Below are 21,249 nucleotides of genomic sequence, written 5' to 3'. Positions count from 1 at the left end.
ATCTGACAGTAAGGCCTTGCCAAGAGGCGGGGTTACCCGTTTTGATAGAGGTGCGAATCTTCATCAAAACAGCGCGCAAGCGCCAAGGAGTAACCCCGTGAGTAGTCTCAACCAAAACGTCATTCGCCACAAGATCGGGCTGCTGAATCTGGCCACCGAGCTGGGCAACGTATCGAAGGCTTGCAAGGTGATGGGCCTGTCCCGCGACACCTTCTACCGTTATCAGAACGCGGTGGCCGAGGGCGGCGTCGATGCCCTGTTCGAGCGCAACCGACGCAAACCGAACCCAAAAAATCGCGTCGAGGAAGCGACGGAAACGGCGGTTCTGGCCTATGCCACTGAGCAGCCCGCGCATGGGCAAGTGCGCACCAGCAACGAACTGCGTCAGCGCGGCATTTTTGTATCGCCATCGGGTGTTCGTTCGATCTGGATGCGCAATGACCTGTCGTCCTTCAAGCAGCGGCTGTTGGCGCTGGAGAAGCTGGTCGCCGAACAAGGCATCGTATTGACCGAGGCCCAGGTGATCGCGCTGGAGAAAAAGTAGGACGACGATCTGGCCCACGGCGAAATCGAAACGGCGCACCCCGGCTATCTGGGATCGCAGGATACGTTCTACGTCGGCACCATCAAGGGCGTCGGCCGGATCTACCAGCAGACCTTTGTCGACACCTACAGCAAGGTTGCCATGGCTAAGCTGTACACCACCAAGACACCGATCACCGCCGCCGATCTATTGAATGACCGCGTGTTGCCGTTCTTCGATGAGCACGGCATGGGCGTCATCCGCATGCTGACCGACCGAGGCACCGAATATTGCGGAAAACCGGAAGCGCACGACTATCAGCTTTACCTGGCCTTGAATGACATCGAGCACACCAAAACCAAGGCGCGACATCCGCAGACGAACGGCATATGCGAGCGCTTCCACAAAACCATCCTGCAGGAGTTTTATCAGGTCGCGTTTCGCCGCAAACTTTATCTGACGCTCGAAGAGCTTCAGACGGATCTCGATGCATGGCTGCTCTATTACAACAGCGAGCGAACCCACCAAGGTAAGATGTGCTGCGGTCGGACGCCTCTGCAAACCCTCATCGCAGGAAAGGAGGCGTGGAACGAAAAAGTCGGCCACCTGAATTTGATCTGACAGTCAGGCACCTTCAAAACGGGTAACTGTCAGATCGGGTCGCGACTTCTACAACTTAACAACAAAAAGGGTCGCCCGATTGAGAGACCCTTTTCGTTGCGTGAGTTGATAATTGCTTATGCGATAGTCATCAGGCTCGCGTTGCCGCCCGCCGAGGCCGTGTTGTCGCTAACCGAACGCTCCGCGACCAGACGCTCAAGAACATACTGCTCTCGGTTGCTACGAACCGCCGTCGGCGACAAGCCTTGGACCGATACGATTGGGCCAGGACGCTCAGCTATCTCACAAACCACTCTCTGAAGTTCATCGCTATCCCCTTCGAATAGAACCGCGTCGAACTCGGCATCGCCGTCCTTATACGTCGAAGTCGACCGCTTTAAGCTTTCGGGCAGGGCCGCATAGAGACTCTCCCCACCGCGTCCGGCGAGGATTGCCCTGTTGCCGGTCGCTAAAGCTCCAGCGTATTGGATACAAGCTCCAAACTGCGTGTATGCCGAACAGAGAACCGTTCCACGCGGAATGAGTGAGTACGCGTTGCGCTCTCCAGTCGGTCCTGGCAACTCAACTTCAGCTCGAGTGAAGTCGAACGAAAGATAATCCGTGCAACGCGATGCCAGTTCGGTCTCTTTTTCTGAGTAGAGCCATTCGATAAGGGCTTTCAGCTCTCCCTGACGAGGTGGCTTGTCGACGCGATTTGCTGCGGCAATGTTCAACGCGGCGCTTAGTTTCTTCGGCAACGTTGAAGGTCGGCGGCCAACCAATCTGCCTAGATACAGTGGGCCGCCTGCTTTCGGGCCGGTTCCCGACAAGCCCTCACCGCCGAAAGGCTGCACACCAACAACGGCGCCGACGATATTGCGATTGACGTATATGTTGCCCACATGTGCGCCCGCGAGCACCTGCTCGATAGTCTCGTCAATCCGCGAATGAACCCCCAGAGTCAGACCGTAGCCAGTCGAGCGGATGTGGTCTAGTAACGTGGCCAGGCCATTTCGCTGAAAGCGGACAACGTGGAGAACGGGACCAAAGACCTCCCGCTTCAATTCATCGATGCTCTCCAGTTCAATGATGGTCGGCTCGACGAACGTTCCTCGTTGGCATCCTTCCGGTAGGCTAAGCTGTAAAACGCGTCGCCCCTTCCCCCGCATCGACTCGATGTGAGTGCGGATGGTTTGTTCAGCCTCTGCGTCGATGACGGGACCGACATCCGTAGAGAGCCGGTCGGGGTTGCCCACCGAGAGTTCGCGCATCGCACCTGTCAGCATCTCAAGAATCCTGTCGGCAACGTCATCTTGCACGCAGAGCAAACGTAACGCCGAGCAGCGTTGACCGGCGGAATCAAACGCAGATTGCAATACATCGGCCACAACCTGTTCCGCCAACGCCGATGAGTCAACAATCATCGCGTTCTGTCCGCCCGTTTCGGCGATGAGCGGAATCGGCTGCCCCGTGTCGCTGAGGCGTTTGGAGAGGGTCAGGTTGATAAGGCGCGCAACTTCCGTCGAGCCTGTGAACATCACTGCCCGCGTGCGGGGGTGTGCGACAAGCGCGGCACCAACTTTCTCACCGCTGCCCGGCAGCAGTTGGACAGCGCCGGCGGGGACACCCGCTTCGTGTAGAACGCGAACCGCTTGTGCTGCGATAAGCGGAGTTTGCTCCGCGGGCTTTGCAAGGACAGTATTGCCGGCTGCCAGTGCGGCCGCAACCTGCCCAACGAAGATTGCGAGCGGAAAGTTCCATGGGCTGATGCACACGACCGGGCCCAAGGGACGATGGGTGTCGTTGTCAAACTCCTCTCGAATCTGGACTGCGTAGTAGCGGAGAAAATCGACGGCTTCTCGAATCTCTGAGACCGCGTTTGGCAGTGACTTTCCCGCCTCCCTAACGATAAGCCCCATCAACGGATACATATTCGACTCGAGAATGTCTGCCGCTCTGCACAGACAATCAGCCCGTACATCAACTGGTGTCGATTGCCAGATAGCACCAGCTGCGACGGACTCGGTGAATGCGAGTTCGACATGGCGAGCGTCGGCTTCGTCGACCCGCCCAACAGTGTCGCGGAGGTCGGCGGGATTGCGAACTTCACGTGCTTCGCCAAGAACAATCTCACCTGACGCGAGCATCGGGCCGGCGTGCCAAGTTTGCACCGAATTGGCCAACAGGGCAGACGATAAAGAAGCAAGTCGGTGTTCGTTTGACAGGTCAAGTCCAAGCGAATTGGCTCGCGTCTCGCCATAAAGGGCTCGCGGCAACGGAATCTTCGAGTGCGGGGCGCCAAGGGGCCGAATTTTGCTGACCTCATCGACCGGGTCGGCAACGAGGTCCGAGACCGAAATGCTCGAATCACCGATACGATTAACAAACGACGTGTTCGCACCATTTTCGAGAAGTCGCCGAACCAGATAGGCGAGCAGCGTCTCGTGTGTCCCGACCGGCGCGTAAATCCGGCACGGACGATTCAGCTTGTTACGTCCGGTCACTTCTTCGTACAAAGGCTCGCCCATCCCGTGCAGACACTGGAATTCATATTGCCCGGGATAATAGTTTTCACCTGCGAGGTGATAAATCGTTGCTAGCGTGTGCGCATTGTGGGTGGCGAACTGCGGATAGACCGCGTCGGGGGCAGTGAGTAGCTTTCGCGCGCAAGCGATGTACGACAGGTCCGTGTAGACCTTGCGCGTGTACACGGGGTATCCTTCGAGCCCTTCTACTTGTGCGCGTTTGATTTCGGAATCCCAGTATGCCCCTTTTACGAGGCGCACCATAATGCGATGCCTGCTTCGCCGCGCAAGGTCGAGGATGAAATCAATGACGAACGGGCAACGCTTTTGATAGGCCTGAACGACAAAGCCGACACCGTTCCAGCCCGCGAGGTTGGGGTCAAAGCAAAGCGACTCCAGCAGGTCGAGTGAGAGTTCGAGACGGTCCGCTTCCTCTGCGTCGATGTTCAGGCCGATGTCGTACTTTCGCGCCAGCAGTGCAAGCTCCTTCACTCGCGGCAGCAACTCTGTCATCGCGCGCTCCTGCTGCCCGCGACTGTATCTCGGATGGAGAGCCGACAACTTGATGGAAATGCCTGGACCTTCGTAGATTCCGCGGCCCCGCGATGCCTGACCAATTGCATGGATAGCTTGACGGTACGACTCGAAGTAGCGCTGCGCATCCGCCTCCGTGGTCGCAGCCTCGCCGAGCATGTCGTAGGAATAGCGGAAGCCGAGTGCTTCATACTTGCGACTGTTCGCAAGCGCCTCGGAAATGCTCTCTCCCGTCACGAACTGCTCGCCCATGAGACGCATAGCCATATCAACGCCTTTACGAATCAGCGGCTCGCCGCCTTTCCCGATAAGACGGACAACTGCCGAAGACAAACCTGACTCGCTGTTCACGGTAACGAGCTTGCCGGTCAGGACGAGTCCCCATGTTGCGGCGTTGACGAAAGGCGATGCTGCCAATCCGAGGTGGGACTTCCAGTCGCCCTTGCTAATCTTGTCGCGAATCAACGCATCGCGTGTCGCGCGGTCTGGAATGCGAAGTAGAGCCTCTGCAAGACACATCAGCGCAACACCCTCTTGGCTCGAGAGTGAATACTCCTGGACCAGACCCTCGACTCCGCCACGCACCCCCTTACCTCGAAGCGCTTCAACGAGCTCAGCGGCCATATTCTTAGTCGATGCCGCCAATTTGCTGGGCAGGCGAGCCTCCTCAAGCAAGACAGGCACGCATTCTGTTTCCGGTCGCCGATACGCTGCAGTTATTGCAGCTCGAATCGCGGATTGCGGCTGGACACTTTGCGCGAACTCCAGAAACGGAACGGGAGCGACGGCCTGACTTATGTTTTCGGCGACTTCGATCGCTGCACTCGGACTGCCAAGCTCAGCCGGCTTTTCACCTTCTTCAATCTTCTGCAGGTAAGTGTAGATTGCCTGTTTGATTAGCCAGTGCGGAGTGCGGTCAAGCCGTGCCGCGCCATCTTTAAGACGTGCGCGCAGAAGGTCGTCAACTTTGACGCCAAGAGTGGTACTTGCCATGGTGTTCAGTCAGTCAGAGAAGGTTAGTCATGTGAGCCCATGCGCAGAGCACGTACCTCACCGCGGTTGCGAAAGTTGCAACCAGACTGACAATAACCATGACCCTCGCGACAGCGTATCCATATTCGGCAAGAACAATGGTGACAGCTTTTTAGATGGAAGTTCGACGCACCATCTTTAATGCTCGCATGGATAGCTCCCGGCCAAGACTCACGTCGTCAACATCGTTTCAAATTTGGCCGCCAGGGCTAACTGCAGCCACCATCGCATGTCGCGCAACATGCCATGCTCGAAGCTCCAATAGAGACGCAGATGTTTCGGAATTGCTGCCTGAGCTAAGGTAGGCACTCAGGGCGAGTGCAGCCAGTCGAAATGAGGATTGGAGAACGGAGCGTTGTCGACTGGTCACAGTGCCTCTCACTACTTCTGCATTGCCGATCGAACGACATTCACGTTGATGGAAATACGCTTAGCGAGCGCATCCGTTCCGTCTGCCAGATGTTTCATTTCGCTGGCAACTACGGCGAATCCGCGGCCGGCTTGGCCGGCTCTTGCGGCCTCAACGCGCGCATTGAATGAAAGCAGCGACAAGACTCGGATCGCTCGAAGAATCTCGTCGGCATCGGTCAAAATGTCCGTCGTCGCGGCAGCTACTGCCCGCAAACGCACCTGATTCTTTATCTCGGCTGCACGCTCACCTTCAACCCCAATAATCAGGCCCTCGAGGTACTCAAGATGGCCCGATTCGGAGAAGACGCCTCCGCCTACTTCACGGACCCATTTGATGTCGCCCGAAGCTGTTGTGATTCGATAGTCCATCGTCCACGAATCGCGGCTTCTCAACGCTGAATTCACGACATCGGTGGCGTGCGCTACGTCTTCCGCGTGAAACAGCGAGGCGAGGGATCTAGCTCGATTCGCCAAGAACTCGTTTGCGGGGTAGCCAGTCAGCGCTTCAATCGACTGGCTCACGTAAATAATTGAATACGATGCGTCGTTCAAGCAACGATAAAGGCATCCGTTGATGCGGCCAGTGATGCTTAAGAGAACCTCTAGCTCGTCTGCCGTCGTCTGAGCGCTTGGGACCATTTCGTAAAATTGGAATTGGTAAGGAACTGTTCGAATGCCGAGAAAGTATGAAGTCCCTCGGCTCGTACCCAAGGGACTGTGTGAACGACTAGAAGGTATGCAGGACAGCAACTCTCCCAACAACCTGATGTGAGTTCGAGGACAGCCCAGCCGAGCCCGGAATGAAGGCGTTGTCCAGGATAGTACCTGACGACCCGGAGGCCTTCTGATAGATGGCCTGCGCATACAACGTTGTGCGCTTGGAAAGGTAGTACATTGCCATCAAGCCGCCTTCGTTGTAGTGCAGCGACGAATCGATGCCGCCGTTGGAAAACTTCGCGCGTGTATAGGTGTACATCCCCCCGACAGAAAATGCGGGCGTGAAGTCGTACTTTACGTTGGCCTCGATGTTGTCGTATTTGAGGCTGGCATTCGTCAAGCCGAGGTCGCCAAGCCAGATAGAGCCTGTCGGCTGTGCGATGTTCGTGTGCGTGTACACGAGCCCCAGCGTCGCGGCACCGATCCCGTAATTCGCGCCGATACCATATATCTTCTGGTTGCCGGCTATGAAGCCTGCATCGTCGGTAGCAACGGAGCCGACCTGCGTCGTGCCGGGGGACGAAAGGTTTGCGTAGACCGCGCCAATCGTCAGCGTGTCATAGGTATATTTCAGCCCCGCAGTGAAGGCACGATTCTGCGCAAATCCACCGGCCTGGTTGCTGAAGCCGTAAAGTGCCGTGCCCGAAAATCCGCCGTAGGTATTCGACGTGAACTTGACTGAATTGCTGACATGGAACGTTGCGTCAGTGTTGTCGTTGTCAAGTGGATGGGAGAACAATGTTCCAGCCCAGTTCCCGTTCGCCGTCAACGGACCCAACACGTCCGTAATGGAATCGAACTGACGTCCCGCGGTCAATGTCCCGAATGTATCTGACTGAAGTCCGACATAAGCGCCATATCCAAACAACCGACCGCCGTAGGAAAGGCGACCGGAGTTGATGTCGAAACCGTTGTCCAGTTGAAAAATGGCATGCAGGCCGCCACCGAGGTCCTCGTTACCCTTTAAACCGAACCGGCTAACGCCAAGATCGGCAGTCGCCATTTGATACGCTTTTTCCCCGCCGACGTTGTTCGTGAAGTTGAGACCTTCGTCGATAACACCGTAGAGGGTCACGCTGCTTTGAGCGAACGCGGAAGACGACAGCAGAATAGCACCGGTTGCTACCGCAACTCGATTTCTCATGATGCACCTTGAAAAAAGAATTTCAAAAAAGTATCCGTAACGATCTTATTAAGATATATCAATTAGGTATGCGTAATATATGATGATGAGCGAAACGCTCTTTCGGAAAATAATTTGCTATCGACCGAAAAATAGGTTCGGTCTATAACGGTTAAATAAATTCCCGCGTTTCTATGTCAAAGCGAGACGGCGACAGCGCCCGATTCCGGTTGAGGATTGAGCGTTGCTTTGCTCAAGCTGCTCTTGGTGTCTTGGTAGCTGCCCTTCCTCAGGGGGATTAGGACGACTTTTGTGGCAACGTAATATGCGAGTCCAGACAGGACAATCGTCGGAATCGATGCGCCCAGATACTTGAAGGGTTCAGCCATTGCCGACGTAACCGGGTTGTAGAGCCACAGGTAGCCGCCCGTAGACAACACAGTGATGGCGACCGCGACCCAGTTGATGCCGATCCAGAAACTATACTTGCTACCATTCGTCGCAAAGAGATGGGCCGGATCCAGGTGCTCTTTGCGAAGGAAAAAGTAATCGACAAGAGTCACACCAGTCACTCCGACGAACATCACACCGTTGTATGACAGCCAGCTCATTACCGCGGCCAACAACCACTCGGTTTTGAAAGCGAAATAGATTCCTGGCGCCAGCATGAGTGCAAGTAGGAGTTCCCAGCGGATTCGAGCAAAGACTTTCACTTGCTGAATCGAAACGCCTGCCAGGTAAATCATCACAACCATCGTCGCGATATTGGCGGTCAGGACGACGGCCATAGTGCAACTGCCAAGCACCGGACCCGCAAGCGAAATCATCCAGATGGTCGGGTCATGCGTACCAGCGCTGATAGCAGCGAGAGCCGCCACCGTCGACACAAACGCCGCGCCGAGCAATCCCACGCCTACAACAGACGGTCCCATCACATGCGAGCGATGCTTCACGAGACGTGTCAGGCCGCCCATCACTGGCCACCATGTCATCGAGTTCGATACGCCGAATTCGACAGCAAGGGCCAGCCCGCGCATCTTGTCGTGCGTCATCATCTGGTCGGCGGGCAATTGGCTAACCCAAAGCGTGTGGAAGCCGAATTTATGGATGAGAATGCCGAACATCATCAGCGTGATGAGCATGTGCAGCGGTCCAATGTAACCGTTGAGCCGCTCGAATAGTTTCGGTCCTTTGCTCGCAATCAACCAGACAAGCACAAGGGACGCCAAAGCTACGCCAACCACGAGCTTCTCATGGGCACCGCCGGTTGCGTTTGTGCCTGAGATGGTCGCCGCAATGTTGGCTGCGCCCCGCGCAGTCAATGCTTCGACGACATATGACCAGCCAATGAGTGTGGCCAGGAGGCCGAGCAGAGGGATGACCATACCGCGATAGCCGTAAGAGGCCTTTGCCGTGTCGATGACGTCGGTGCCGTACTTGTAGCTCGGGACACCTGACGCGAGCGAAACTAGCGCCATACCGATGACCAGCCCTATAACGTAGCCCATCACACCGAGACGCCAGTCACCGACATACGGGAGGAAGCCTCCGATAAGAAACGCCCAGGTGGCGGCGCTGAAGGCACAGCACGTCCAAAGGAACGAGCCGTAGCTGTTATAGATTCGCGCACTGGAAAGAACTGGAAGGCGCCCCGAAAGCGCTTCCTGTTCCACGCTTACTTTATGTTCAGACATTTCATCCCCCTCCTACGACGCAGCGTAGAGCGTTGCCATCCACAGGATGGCACCAAATATGCACCAGCCGATGCACTCGACGACCATGGGGCGACCCGACCCGAAGCACTCTGACTGAGCGTGTTCCCCTTGCACCATGGCGTTGATTTGCTCAACCAAATCCCGGTTGATACGGCGTCCTTCTTCCGACAAATTGAGTCGGACCTCCGCGTTGGCTGCAGTCATATCAGACCCCTCCTCACATGCTTACATTTAAGAAATAAACACAACGAAACGCTTAAAATCCGACGATGAAGGCTATGGAGTGTTTTCTATGTTTATTTAAAACCCCTGCAGCATGACCAAGCACATCATTCTGCTGCCGCTCACCTTAGTTGGTTTTCTGCTGCTTTATCGCGTCGGCCCAACCTGTTAGTGCACTTTGCACCCTGCAAAAAATGGCACGTATCCAAAATCGGCAACTTCGTGCGACACCTTCGTCACCATGTCGTAAGCGTACACACCGACATCCCGCACACATACTTCAGTCGTAATCCGTAACGCTGATAGGGTGACGCAGCACCCGGCCTCTGCACGGTCGGATTGAAAGCGTCGAAATGAAAACGGCGGCTTGATCGCCGCCGTCGGCTGTCGAATCAACTCGTCAGAGAATCGACGAGGCTAGGTGTACCGCGAACATCCACAGGACGCCGCCGCAGATGCTCCATACCAAGCCTTCAACGAAAGCAGGTCCACGCGGGGACGAAGGCTCGACTCCGGACCGAGTTCGCGCAGTCTCGCCAAGCTGATGTTCGAGATGCTTGTTCAGTGTGAACCCTGTGTCGCCGACCGGGAGCGTCGGTCGAGCAATAGTGACTGTCATGAGCGTCGCCTCCTGATTTGCATACTGAAATGGCAGGCATTTACTGCGGTGTTTGCTGCGTCGAGCCACGGTAGCGCGTCCCCGTACGGCAAGTGGTTTGGTCGTTCTGCCTGACTCGACGCGGCGCCAGCATCAAGCGACCTTCGAAGCTGTAAGAAATTGCGCCGTAAAGCCGAGGGAACCGTGACCCGCGTCACGCGTGACGGTGAGGTCGTCAGCAAGGGCTGAGATGTGACTTGCACGCAGACCTACCTCCTTCAGCGCGTCGCGCCACTGAATCACGGCGTCAAGATATACGTCGACGGTTGCCTGAATAGTTTCGAAGTTGTTGGCTTCGATTTCGTGGATGCTTTTGTGCACCTTGTAGCGGACAAGGTCCAGCATCTTGTCGGCGAAGTCGGCGAGCTGTGACGGCGACACGCCTCGCGCCTTCGCATATGCCGCAGCCTCGAGGAAGCCCGCGAGGCTGACTGCGTAGAAGCTACCGGTCATCGCGGCGTCGACAATAGGAGGCACGGCGAGGTTTGCGCCCGTGTAAATGGTGCCTTCCGGCGCAAGAGGCTTGAACGTCGCTTCGACCGCACGCCATACCTCTTCCTTGCCGGAATACTGAATGGCCGTATATGGGCCACCAATCAAATCCGGGTACGACGAGATGGCCGCGCTGATAAAGCGACCACCTTTGCTTTCGATGATCTGACGGAAAGCCTCACCGTCCTCGGGCATGGCCGTGCTCAGGTTGGCAATGTAGCGGCCATCCAGATTAAGCTGCGACGCGTGCTCACGGAAAAGATTGGCGCCGATGGAGGCGCTGCTGACAATCGAAATCACGACATCGTTGTCGTTCACCAGTTCTACAAAGGAGCTAGCGAGCTTCGCGCCGTTCGCGACGACGCCCGCGGTCGCCTCTTCGCGACCGTCCCACACAGTTACTTTCGTGCCGGCCTTGAGCAATGTGTTAACGAGGGCCGACCCCATGAGTCCGGTGCCGATAACGCCTACGGTTTGAGCCATGTTTGACCTCTGATGAAGTGGTTCCTGGAGATGTTCGTCACCGCCGCACTGAACAGCAGTGAGTGCCCGAACTATGACGCCGGTCCAACCGGGCGCGTATCCAGATTTGGCAACCGGGTTGCGCCTCGCACCGTGTCAACAAGCGCAGTTTGAAGCCGAGGAAACGTTGCGGAGCGAACAGCGATTTGGTTGGAATCCGTATGCCGGCTCGGATTGAGCGATCGACTCATCCGTGCACGCGATGCTTTGCATTTCAGCAGCCCGCCTCTGGATCAGGGTTTGCCCATGTCATTGATGAGCCATTGCTACTGCTGCTGGGAGAGCGGCCGCGCAGCGGTCCGGGACGCCATTGCGTGTTACGGGCAGCGAGACGAGAAAAGCGTCCAGCGCCCTCTTGCCGAAAGTGGATACGGACGCGGAATTTACGGTGATAACTTGAATTCGTCCCCCACACACGACGAGGTTTCGAAATGTTCAAGGCAAAGGCGCAAGACGACTACGTTCAGGTTGATCAGGTTGATTGGCAAGACTTCCCGGAAGACTTTCACAGCGGTGGCGTCAAATGGAAGCTTCTGCACGTTTCGCCAGAGATGGCTTTCTGGACGGTTCTCTTTTACTGCCCGAAAGGTTCAGTCCTGCAACCCCACATCCATCACGGTCCTGCCGAAGGCTGGATTTTCGATGGCGCAATCCAGGTGCGTGGTGGTCCCGAAGTCGGTGGTGTACTCGGCATCAAAGATGGCTTCATCTACGAAGCTGCCGGCGCGCAGCACGATGAGACCGTGATGCGCGAAGACACCACATTCATTCTCCAGATGATTGGACCGCTCAGCTGGGTCAAGAAGGACGGTTCGCATGTCATCCAGTCTTGGGAAACGGCTCAGGAACTCTGGGAACAGCAGACGCAGAAGCAGGCAGCGTAAGTCGCAGGCCATTACGGCTTGTCACGCAGCTTGGCGCTGACGATTCTTTGCCGTTCAATCCCTTCACGTTGCGGGAGAAACTGATGACTGTTCTGATTGTTCTGACTTCGCACGATACGCTCGGCAATACTGGCCGCAAGACCGGCGTTTGGCTCGAAGAGTTTCTCGTGCCTTACTATGAGTTTGTCGGCGCAAAGGTGCACGTGCGAATCGCGTCGCCCCTCGGCGGAGAAATTCCGATTGACCCACTGTCCATCGATACAATAAAGCAAACCGACCTGTATCAACGCTTCGAGCGTGACGAGAAACTGCACGCCGCGTTGAAAAACACCGAGCGCCTGGGTGAGATTGCACCGGATACGGTCGACGGAGTCCTTTATCCCGGTGGCCATGGTCCCTTGTTCGACCTTCGAACCAACGCTCATTCCATTCGGCTCATCGAGGCAATGTATAGCGCCGGAAAGCCCGTCGCGACCATTTGTCATTCCGGCTGTGTCCTGCTCAATGTTAAAACAGCGTCAGGCTCACCCTTGGTCCGCGGCCGCAGGGTCACTGCGTTCAGCGATAGCGAAGAGGCGGCGGTCCAACTCGAAAAGGAAGTTCCGTATCTCGTCGAAACGGAGCTGAAGTCTCTGGGTGCCGACTATTCAAAAGCTGGCGCCTGGCAAGAGCATTGCGTCATCGACGACTTGCTGATAACGGGACAAAACCCTGCATCGTCGGCAGCAGTCGCCAAGGTCGTCATCGACCGTCTGAACACAACTGCGAAAGTCACCGCCTAAAAGCCGAGACTACGAGTCACGGTTGCTTAGCGGCGGGCGAAGGAATTAGATGGCTCGCCGGCTCGCGACCTGTGACAAAAAATCCATACTGGAAAGGAGACACCATGGGTTTCGTCAAAACACCCGATGAAGTTAAGGAAATCGAGCAACTGCTGTCCGATGGTCGCTTCACGACTGAAGGCATTACCGTCGAATTCGAAACCACACGCGAGTTCATGCGTTCGGTGCTGGCGCCGTGCTTCGAGTTGCCCGACGAACCTATAGCCTATGCAAACGTGTCGCGCTGGCAAAGCGCTATGTGCGGCGAGTTCGACTGTGCAATCGTCTTTCTTCGCTGTCGCTACAAGGAATATGAGGGCACCACGATGCTTTACATCCTCGTCAGCGGTGACATGCCTGTCTCCATTGGCCGTGAGATGTGGGGGGAGCCGAAGAAGACTGGTCTCGCGCAACTGTACGTCGATGGCCATCAGATGTATGGCTACGGCGAGCGCAACGGTGTGCGTCTCATTGAGGTCGATGGAGAGTTTGGACCCGACCTTGGGCCTGTCGAGATGGAGGGGCTGGACTTTGAGCTTAAGGCCACGCCACACGTGACCGGCTGTGGTTTGCAGGACGACGTGGTGCTCACCTGCATGAAGAACCGTGAAGCATATCGCGTGCGTCGTGAAGGCAAGGCGAGCCTGAAGTTCAACGGAAATGAATTGGACCCGCTACACACGATTCCCGTGGTCAAGGTCGGCAAAGCCTACTACTCGCAAGGCGAGTCTTCGTGGACGGTTCCATGGTTTGACGTTCTCTCGGACCGCGCGGCGTACGTTCCCTATATCTACGGTCAGAAATACGACGACTTCCGATTCTTCCCGACTGCTCGTCGGTTTCGTCGCGGCAGTGGCCTGAAGTAGTTTGATGGCCTGGGAGCGTCTCGGGCCGTCCCTATTTCGTCGCCCAGGGCGATAAACAGTCCCCGGGCGCAAGGCATTCACTCGGATCGGTAACCTATACGCGGTACGATGCCCTGCAGTCAATGCGGATGCTCAGTAAAGCCATCGAATTTCTACATGTATTGGCTTCGCGAAGCATTGCGCAAAGTGGCGTCGCGATTGAAACCGCCCGCGGCTGCTGGGTGTTGCTTTCGACTTTGTCGGCTTGCCCAGACCTCGCTGACGGCTCCGGACCCTGAACGTTTTTGCGCAAAACGTTGGTGCGCTGGTGAGCGACGAGCGCTTTTCTTTGGAGGGGCGCGATCGTGTGACCTCCGCGTTTCGTCTTTATCGAACGGGCGCCGACACGACGAATTTCAAAAAAACTCGTCAACTGGTGGACGGCCTTCAAGCAAGGCTCCTGGAAAAGCGGGAGAGGCGCGCGTTGCCGACGTCGCAACACGTGAGGCGCAGGCACGGAGGCTGTCCTCAGCCATGGCTTCAGGAGGGGCGGCCGGGATTCGTGAGATTTTCGCCAAAAACACCTTAACCCGATGATTTGACTGAGAAATTGGAATCGTTATGAGTTTGGCGTCGTCGGCCTGTTGGTGGACTACCCCTTGTGGGCTCCGAACGCATGATCAAACTGGCGAGCCCGCTGCACTTCGTCGCTGTGCAGATAGGTCGACGTCGTCGAGATTGACGCATGGCGCAGGTGGTCGCGCACCATGATCAACTCGGCGCCCCGCGCCAGCGCGTGCGACGCGTGCGTGTGACGCATCCAGTGCGGGCTTGCGCGGCGCAACTTCTCAGCGGTCGCTGGCCGTTCGTCCTGTATCGCGTCGGCCACCAGCGCGAAAAACCGGCGAAGCACGCGCCATAGGCGCCGGGGTTCGATGCCTGTGCCATCCTCCTCGAGGCTTGCGACAAGCGGCGTCACGGGGTTCCAGCGCGTCGGCGTGACCGGCTGTCCTCGCTGCACGAGATATTGATCCAGCGCGGTTCGGGCGAGCGTCGGCAGCGTCACCTTGCCGAGCTTGCCACCCTTGCCGAGCACGTGCAGCCAGTGATCGCCGTGCTCGTCGCGGCGGATGTCGCCAAGCGTCGCGCCGACCAGCTCGCTCGCGCGCAGGCCAGTCGCGTAGCCGAAGTCCAGCAGGAATCGCAGGCGCTGCGCGGCCGGCGCGCTCCAGTCGTACGACCACTCGAGGCCGTCGGCGAGCGTGCGGATCAGCACCCACTCGCCTTCGGAAAAGCCCCGCGAAACGTCTAGTCCCGCACGCTGCGCGTGGCTCTTGATCTTGACGCCGGCGAAAGGATTCGCAAGCACGTAGCGTTGTTCGACCAGCCAGCGAAACAATGCCGACAAGATGTTCAGCGCGTACGCCGTAGAGCGAGCGGACAGCGGGCCCGTGAACGGCCGCCACTCGATGCTATGCCGTGGCCGCGATGGCCCGACCCAGCGCTCGCGCGGCGTCGGTCGCCGCAGGAAGCCACGGTACGCGATCGCGTCATCGGTCGTGAGCGACGACAGTGCGCGGCCGCGTTCGACGATTGACCACAAGAGCAGACGCTCTGCCTCCCTCCGATAGGCCCGCTGCGTGGCCGCCGTCTCATGCAGCGAAAGCCAGGACTGGATCGCCTCGTAGTCGTTTGATGCGTTCAGCAGGCAAGCATTTAGCGGTGCGCGAAACTGGCCGCGCGAACCGTCGATCTCGTGTGGCACGCGCAGTTGTTCCCACGGGACGATGTCGCCTTTGGGCGCAGCAATGATCAATGCTCGCGCCCGTTCGGTCAGTGCTGGGTGCGTAGCAAAGAACGCCTCGATGCGGCGCGCGCCGGCGGCGCCGAGTCCCGAGATTTAGGACCACCACCGGCGTCGCCGCGGGATCCGCACGGTCAGATCGGCGAGCGTCCGGATCCCGTGCGCGAGTAGCGCCCCAACAATACGGGGCGACAGCCACTGGTCGATCTCGTCGGTGATCAGCGGCGCCGGCACGGGCAGGTTGCGAAGCGTTTCGATCGCGCGGGCCACGCTGTCGCCCGATGTCCCTGTTGGGCGAACGACGAACGCGGCCGCCAGGTCGGCGCGGTGCCGAGTCTGCGCGTATGCGACGAGCCGCTGGCGAATCTCGCCGAGGATGCCGCGCGACGATGCTCCTGCTTCCCGGCGATCGCCGAGATAACGGCCCACGGCGGCCCTCGCGTCCAGGCCAGCGTACCAGCCGCGCAGCGCGGCGAGTTCGGCTTCGTCGGGAAAGCCAAGTTCGGTCATGTCGGTGGGGAGGGTGTCGCGCATTTTCATGAACGCCAGTTTAGGGAAAAAATGACGACGGACCGATAATGTCAGTTACCGGTCCAGATAGGTATGTGCCCAACGGTGTACCTCCCCTCCTCACCAGCCGGGGACTTCAACACCATTTGGAATCGAGCGCACTTCGCAGAAAAACGTCGCCAGCGTTCTGCTGCTGCTCACTTGCGCGACTTGCTCTTCGGTATTCCACACCGTCCGCAACACCGCCGGGCACCACCCTGGAGTGACTTGTGAACACGCCCGCCTACGACTTCACCGCCCCTCCGATCGTGCGGCGCGAATATGTTTGGCGCGGGCAGTGGGAACGACATCTGAGCCGAGTGCCGGCAGACCTAGCCACTGATGGGCCGGGCGGGCTTACCGTGCTCATCCGCCGACAGCACCAGTTCGGGCGTGCCGCCACCCAACGCCAAAAGCGATGTAGGCCGGGCGTCGATTTCGTCTGTGGAATTGCGAAACTTTTTGACACACTTGCTCAGCGAAGATTAAAAGTCTAGAGTGGACTTTGGCGTCTTGGTGTGGTGCTCGCATGAAGGGAGCGCGCGACGTCGATTCGACGGTGAATGACGACTCGTGCGTGCAGATCTTCAATCGGGAGATTCACGCGAACTAGCTAGCCGATCGGTCCTATTTTTCGCGATGACTACGGGAGCAGTGACGAAATGAATCGCTTTGTCCAAGCAGTCGCGATTCTCGCGACAGTGATGTGCGCGGGCGCGCACGCAGATACCACCCAGGTGGTCAAATTCGGTACTGAGCCAAACTATTTCCCGTTCGAATACAAGACGCCAGAGGGAAAGCTAGCCGGTTTCGACTATGACATCGGAACCGCGCTATGTGCTGCAGCCAAGGTCCAGTGTTCGTGGGTAGAGGTGCCGTTTGACGGACTGATTCCTGCTCTCGAAGCGCGAAAGTTCGACATCATCAACTCGGACTTCAGTGCGACTGAGGCCCGCGCACGTGTAATCAGCTTCTCCGACATGCTGTATGACGTCACCCGGCGTCTTGTAGCGAAGAAGGGGGTCAATCTGCAGCCGACGGTGGCTTCGCTTTCGGGCAAAACGATTGGCGTCGTACAGGGCACGATCGAGGAAGTTTTCGTTCGCAAGAATTGGGTTCCAGGCGGCGTCAACATCGCCACCTATCAAACCGCGGACCAGGTATACGCAGATCTGGCAAACGGTCGGATCGACGCGACCTTCCAGAACGTGATGGCGGCAAAGAAGGGGTTTCTGAGCAAGCCTCAAGGCGCTGGCTTCGATTACTCTGGTGATCCAATTATCGACAGACAAACGCTCGGCGTGGGCGTGGCACTTGGCTTCCGCAAGGATGACAGTGGATTGCGCGAGCGCTTCAATACCGCCCTTGCGAAGATCAAGGCCGACGGTACTCTGGATGGCTTGATCGCAAAGTACTTCCCACCGGGCTTCATCACGTTGAAGTAGAGCCGAGTAGGGTCGGGCCCGTGTGCGGGCCTGATAACCTAGCTGATTTTGTTTCACTCCTAGATCGCGCCTATGGATTCCAAGCTCTTTCAAGATACCGTCGCACTTGCCGAGCGGCTTGCCGACGTCGCGCGTGCGACCTCGATGAAGTACTTCCGGACCCCCCTATCGATCGAATCGAAGGATGATCAATCGCCAGTAACCCTCGCCGATCGAGAGGTCGAACAGCAGATGCGGGAGTTGATCACTTCGACCTTTCCGGGCCACGCAATCTGTGGTGAGGAGTTCGGCTCCACCCGGTCCGCCGAATACACGTGGCTCCTCGATCCGATAGATGGAACCAAACCCTTTGTGCTTGGTTTTCCAATATTCGGCTCGCTGATCTGTCTGATGGATCAGGACCGACCGACAATCGGCATTATCGAAATCCCGGCAACTAATGAGCGCTGGATTGGTACTCCCGATGGCGCGGCGCTGAATGGCCGGAAGGTGCGGACAGGTTCGTGCAGGATGTTGTCGGACGCCAAGCTTGCGGGCACATCACCCTATGACTTCAGCGAAGAAGACCGTCCGAAATTGCATCGACTCATTTTGCAGTCCGCGATGCACCGATTTGGTGGTGGCTGCTACTCGTTCGGGCTTTTGGCAAACGGCGGAGTCGATCTGGTGATCGAAGCAGGGCTTGAGCCGTGGGACTACATGGCACTTGTGCCTGTCGTTGAAGGCGCCGGCGGCGTAATCACTGACTGGAGCGGTCAGCAGCTGGGCATGTTGTCGGACGGACGCGTAGTGGCCTCATGTACGCCGGAACTTCACGATGAGGTGTTGCGTAGCCTACGAACCTGATCGCGTCAGCCAGGGTGCCTACCGCTAGCGAGGAAAGAAACGAGTGACGGTGGCGATCAGGCGGCTAATCAATCAAACCCACCATGGAGAAAATAGATGATAACAAACGGCGAATTGCTGTTGCGACTCGCACTGGCTGCGATCCTGGGGGCGGCCGTCGGTATTGAGCGAGAGAGAATGAGTTGGGCTGCGGGCTTACGCACACACATGCTGGTTTGTGTCGGCTCCTCACTGATCATGCTCGTATCCGCATACGGATTCAACGACGTCGCCGCTCAACAACACATTTCACTTGATCCATCGCGAGTGGCGGCGCAGGTGGTTTCCGGTATCGGCTTCCTTGGTGCTGGCGCCATCTTGCTGCGGGGTGAGGTTGTGCGAGGTTTGACAACGGCGGCTAGCGTTTGGTGCGTTGCGGGAGTAGGCCTTGCGGTAGGTGGCGGCATGTACGTCGGCTCGATAGGCGGCACAGTAATCATTTTGTTGATTCTCGCCGGAGTGAAGCCACTAGAAAAGCGCTTTGTTGTGCCGAAGCGGTTTCACAATCTCGATCTGCTCACCGTGAGAGGTGCGTTGTCGCTCAACACGTTGTATGACATGCCGAATTTGCAGAGCGTCCGTGTGAAGCAGTTCGTGTCTCGGGTAGCGGAGCATGATCCTACGCTGGATCAAGTATCGATCGCGTTTTCCAAGATTACGGACGACCAGTGCGACGCAATCGTTCGCGCGTTGGAAGGCTTTCCTGGAGTCCGCCGATGCCTTCGCTCCGGCTGACAGTCGAGTAGAGGGCCCGTGTATTCACGGTAAGTCAATCGTAGCCGAACGAGTGTTCCAATTGGATTGAGCTTGGCGAGCGGTGCCGTTACACAGCTCGCCAAGCGGATTTGTGCTGGTACGTCACGAGTAGCGGATCAATTGAGTTGTAATTTATTAGACATCCTATATATTTGTTTTGGAGATCATTTGATGAAGCATCGAATTGCGGCAGCAGTGGCCATGACCATTCTAAGTGCCCCCGTCTTTGCACAAAGCAGCGTTACCCTTTACGGTCTGATCGACGAGGGCATTGACTATACGAACAATGTCGGTGGCAAGCACGTATACGAGCTTCAGAGTGGCTTCGTCCAGGGCAGTCGCTGGGGACTGCGAGGCACCGAAGACCTTGGCGGTGGTCTGTCGGCGATCTTCAAGATCGAGAGCGGCTTCAACGTCAACAACGGGAAGCTTGGGCAAGGTGGCCTCGGATTTGGGCGCCAGGCTTACGTCGGTCTCGCGAACGATCGTTACGGCACCCTGACGTTTGGGCGCCAGTACGATTCGGTTGTCGACTATCTGGCGCAGACTACTGCGAACGGCAACTGGGCCGGGTACATGTTTTCCCATCCGTACGACAACGACAACACGGACAACACTTTTCGGGTGAACAACACTGTCAAGTACGCGAGTCCGGAGATCGCCGGCTTTCAATTCGGCGGTACGTACAGTTTCAGCAACGGCACGGAATTCGCAAACAACCGGCAGTACAGTGTCGGTGCGCAGTACACGAACGGCGGGCTGCTCGTCGCGGCAGCATATCTGCAAGCCGACAAACCGTCCGCGACGTCGAGCGGCGCGATTAACAACGGCGGCGATGAAAACTTTCTCGCGAAGCGACTGCGAGTATTTGGCGGCGGGATCAACTACACGTTTGGCCCGGCGACAGCCGGCTTCGCGTACACGAACTCGCACCTGAATCAACCGCAATCGACGACGTACATATCCGGGTCGATCCTGCCGGCAGTTGGGACGCTGAATTCGTTGCGATTCCAGAACTTCGAACTGAACTTCAAATACCAGTTCACACCAGCACTTTACGCGGGCGCAGCTTACACGTTCACGACCGAGAATTTCAATGCGTCGTCTGGTAACGCAGAGCCGAAGGTTCATCAGGTTGGCCTGATGGCAGACTACAATCTGTCGAAACGCACGGACATCTATGTGCAGGGGGCTTACCAGCACGTCGCGGGCGACAAGACTGGCACCTCGCTGGATCTCGCGTACGTCCCCGGTGCGGCCGATGCGTCGTCGACCTCGAATCAGTTCGTGATTCGTGCGGCGATTCGACACAAGTTCTGAGTTGGCTGGCGCTGGCCGGCTTCAATAGCTTGCCGCTCGGCGCCATGGGTGTGAGGTGGTTCTCCTTGTTCACGGGCCGATCGGTAGGTAACGGTTGGCTTTTTTTTATCTGCAATGGGGGCGCACCGAGGGCTCGCGCTGAGGCCGACGGCGTAATATCATGCTCTTTTCGTTGCGAAATACAGACAATCGATGTCCACCCGAAAACAGAGGAAATCCACGGCCGATCAACTATTGCTCAATCGGTATCGGAGCATCGCCGACGGTATCGCTTCGTTGTTTTTTCCCTATGCGGAAGTTGTCATCCACGACCTGACGAGCCAGTCCATCGCGTACATTGCCAACAACCTGTCAAAGCGCGCGATTGGTGACGATTCGGCTTTGGAAGAGATCGAAGGTACGGCTGTCGGAAATGTGATGGGTCCGTATGAAAAGATGAATTGGGACGGTCGTCGAATGCGATGTGTGAGTATGCTCGTACCGGGTGAAACGTCAGACCCTGTCGGTGTCATGTGCGTCAACTTCAATGTCGCGGCATTCGACGATGTCAAGCAAGTGGTTGACTTGTTCATCATGGGTGCTGGCTTGGTTCGACCGCCGGAGGAGTTGTTCAAGGACGACTGGCAGGAGCGGATTAATGGGTTCCTTCACAGTTGGCTGCGGGAGCGGCAGCTCGCGCTCAATTCTCTTTCGCGTGACCACAAGCGTGAGCTCGTGGAAGCCTTGTATGCGGAAGGAGCATTCAACGGGAAGAGTGCGGCGAACTACATCGCCAACGTTCTTGATATGGGGCGGGCGACCGTCTACAAGCACTTGAAGCAAATGCGCGAAGGTGCGTGATTGGCTCGAATGAACTCTACCGCGGA

General features: G+C 57.2%; 14 protein-coding genes and 2 pseudogenes. 9 read left to right on the top strand and 7 right to left on the bottom strand.

Going from position 1 to position 21,249, the window contains the following annotated elements:
- Window positions 1-97 precede the first annotated feature (97 nt).
- Window positions 98-1,144: pseudogene (locus ACT2FV_RS15935) on the top strand (IS481 family transposase).
- A gap of 116 nt (window positions 1,145-1,260) precedes the next feature.
- Here ACT2FV_RS15935 and putA read toward each other — a convergent pair.
- From putA to ACT2FV_RS15905, 6 genes are all read right to left on the bottom strand, one after another.
- On the bottom strand, window positions 1,261-5,175 hold the full coding sequence (putA, locus tag ACT2FV_RS15930) for a trifunctional transcriptional regulator/proline dehydrogenase/L-glutamate gamma-semialdehyde dehydrogenase (RefSeq protein ID WP_444504325.1): 3,915 nt from the start codon (window positions 5,173-5,175) through the stop codon (window positions 1,261-1,263).
- A 420-nt stretch (window positions 5,176-5,595) separates the two neighbouring features.
- Window positions 5,596-6,147 (bottom strand): methyl-accepting chemotaxis protein, encoded by a 552-nt coding sequence (locus tag ACT2FV_RS15925; protein WP_444504324.1) that lies wholly within the window; start codon window positions 6,145-6,147, stop codon window positions 5,596-5,598.
- A 205-nt stretch (window positions 6,148-6,352) separates the two neighbouring features.
- Window positions 6,353-7,486 carry a porin gene (locus ACT2FV_RS15920; protein WP_444504323.1) on the bottom strand — a complete coding sequence of 378 codons (1,134 nt, stop codon included), beginning with the start codon at window positions 7,484-7,486 and terminating at the stop codon, window positions 6,353-6,355.
- 176 nt (window positions 7,487-7,662) lie between these two features.
- A complete protein-coding gene (locus tag ACT2FV_RS15915; RefSeq protein WP_444504322.1) occupies window positions 7,663-9,159 on the bottom strand; it encodes a cytosine permease in 1,497 nt (498 codons plus the stop codon).
- Between the two features lie 12 nt (window positions 9,160-9,171).
- A complete protein-coding gene (locus ACT2FV_RS15910) occupies window positions 9,172-9,384 on the bottom strand; it encodes a hypothetical protein (protein WP_444504321.1) in 213 nt (70 codons plus the stop codon).
- 769 nt (window positions 9,385-10,153) lie between these two features.
- Complete coding sequence (locus ACT2FV_RS15905) at window positions 10,154-11,110, bottom strand: NAD(P)-binding domain-containing protein (RefSeq protein ID WP_444504496.1); 957 nt, start codon at window positions 11,108-11,110, stop codon at window positions 10,154-10,156.
- Between the two features lie 395 nt (window positions 11,111-11,505).
- On the opposite strand from ACT2FV_RS15905, the gene ACT2FV_RS15900 reads away from it, so the two are divergent.
- The 3 genes from ACT2FV_RS15900 (at window position 11,506) to ACT2FV_RS15890 (ending at window position 13,645) form a co-directional block, all read left to right on the top strand.
- Window positions 11,506-11,958, top strand: a complete 453-nt coding sequence (locus ACT2FV_RS15900; RefSeq protein WP_444504320.1) for a cupin domain-containing protein — start codon at window positions 11,506-11,508, stop codon at window positions 11,956-11,958.
- 83 nt (window positions 11,959-12,041) lie between these two features.
- Window positions 12,042-12,740: a type 1 glutamine amidotransferase domain-containing protein gene (locus ACT2FV_RS15895; protein WP_444504319.1), complete on the top strand. Its 699-nt coding sequence runs from the start codon at window positions 12,042-12,044 to the stop codon at window positions 12,738-12,740.
- A 104-nt stretch (window positions 12,741-12,844) separates the two neighbouring features.
- Window positions 12,845-13,645 (top strand): acetoacetate decarboxylase family protein, encoded by an 801-nt coding sequence (locus ACT2FV_RS15890; RefSeq protein WP_444504318.1) that lies wholly within the window; start codon window positions 12,845-12,847, stop codon window positions 13,643-13,645.
- A 631-nt stretch (window positions 13,646-14,276) separates the two neighbouring features.
- Here the strand turns inward: ACT2FV_RS15890 and ACT2FV_RS15885 are convergent.
- Window positions 14,277-15,968: pseudogene (locus ACT2FV_RS15885) on the bottom strand (phage integrase family protein).
- Window positions 15,969-16,639: 671 nt separating this feature from the next.
- Between ACT2FV_RS15885 and ACT2FV_RS15880 the strand changes: the two are divergent.
- From ACT2FV_RS15880 to ACT2FV_RS15860, 5 genes are all read left to right on the top strand, one after another.
- Complete coding sequence (locus ACT2FV_RS15880; RefSeq protein WP_444504317.1) at window positions 16,640-17,422, top strand: transporter substrate-binding domain-containing protein; 783 nt, start codon at window positions 16,640-16,642, stop codon at window positions 17,420-17,422.
- A gap of 72 nt (window positions 17,423-17,494) precedes the next feature.
- Entirely contained in the window at window positions 17,495-18,268 is a 774-nt protein-coding gene (locus ACT2FV_RS15875) for an inositol monophosphatase family protein (protein WP_444504316.1), read from the top strand.
- Window positions 18,269-18,364: 96 nt separating this feature from the next.
- Window positions 18,365-19,042 (top strand): MgtC/SapB family protein, encoded by a 678-nt coding sequence (locus ACT2FV_RS15870; RefSeq protein ID WP_444504315.1) that lies wholly within the window; start codon window positions 18,365-18,367, stop codon window positions 19,040-19,042.
- Between the two features lie 192 nt (window positions 19,043-19,234).
- Window positions 19,235-20,383: a porin gene (locus tag ACT2FV_RS15865; RefSeq protein WP_444504314.1), complete on the top strand. Its 1,149-nt coding sequence runs from the start codon at window positions 19,235-19,237 to the stop codon at window positions 20,381-20,383.
- Window positions 20,384-20,575: 192 nt separating this feature from the next.
- Window positions 20,576-21,223 (top strand): helix-turn-helix transcriptional regulator, encoded by a 648-nt coding sequence (locus ACT2FV_RS15860; RefSeq protein ID WP_444504313.1) that lies wholly within the window; start codon window positions 20,576-20,578, stop codon window positions 21,221-21,223.
- Window positions 21,224-21,249 lie beyond the last annotated feature (26 nt).

Source organism: Burkholderia sp. PR2 (assembly GCF_052372875.1).
GTDB classification, from domain to species: Bacteria; Pseudomonadota; Gammaproteobacteria; order Burkholderiales; family Burkholderiaceae; genus Burkholderia; species Burkholderia diffusa.
This window is presented reverse-complemented; position numbering and strand designations above follow the sequence as displayed.

Bases quoted from the DNA above. Each gene is read 5' to 3' on its own strand.
- ACT2FV_RS15920 (WP_444504323.1), bottom strand. From the start codon at position 7,486: ATGAGAAATCGAGTTGCGGTAGCAACCGGTGCTATTCTGCTGTCGTCT.
- ACT2FV_RS15900 (WP_444504320.1), top strand. From the start codon at position 11,506: ATGTTCAAGGCAAAGGCGCAAGACGACTACGTTCAGGTTGATCAGGTT.
- ACT2FV_RS15870 (WP_444504315.1), top strand. From the start codon at position 18,365: ATGATAACAAACGGCGAATTGCTGTTGCGACTCGCACTGGCTGCGATC.
- ACT2FV_RS15910 (WP_444504321.1), bottom strand. From the start codon at position 9,384: ATGACTGCAGCCAACGCGGAGGTCCGACTCAATTTGTCGGAAGAAGGA.
- ACT2FV_RS15865 (WP_444504314.1), top strand. From the start codon at position 19,235: ATGAAGCATCGAATTGCGGCAGCAGTGGCCATGACCATTCTAAGTGCC.
- ACT2FV_RS15860 (WP_444504313.1), top strand. From the start codon at position 20,576: ATGTCCACCCGAAAACAGAGGAAATCCACGGCCGATCAACTATTGCTC.
- putA (WP_444504325.1), bottom strand. From the start codon at position 5,175: ATGGCAAGTACCACTCTTGGCGTCAAAGTTGACGACCTTCTGCGCGCA.
- ACT2FV_RS15915 (WP_444504322.1), bottom strand. From the start codon at position 9,159: ATGTCTGAACATAAAGTAAGCGTGGAACAGGAAGCGCTTTCGGGGCGC.
- ACT2FV_RS15875 (WP_444504316.1), top strand. From the start codon at position 17,495: ATGGATTCCAAGCTCTTTCAAGATACCGTCGCACTTGCCGAGCGGCTT.
- ACT2FV_RS15890 (WP_444504318.1), top strand. From the start codon at position 12,845: ATGGGTTTCGTCAAAACACCCGATGAAGTTAAGGAAATCGAGCAACTG.
- ACT2FV_RS15895 (WP_444504319.1), top strand. From the start codon at position 12,042: ATGACTGTTCTGATTGTTCTGACTTCGCACGATACGCTCGGCAATACT.
- ACT2FV_RS15880 (WP_444504317.1), top strand. From the start codon at position 16,640: ATGAATCGCTTTGTCCAAGCAGTCGCGATTCTCGCGACAGTGATGTGC.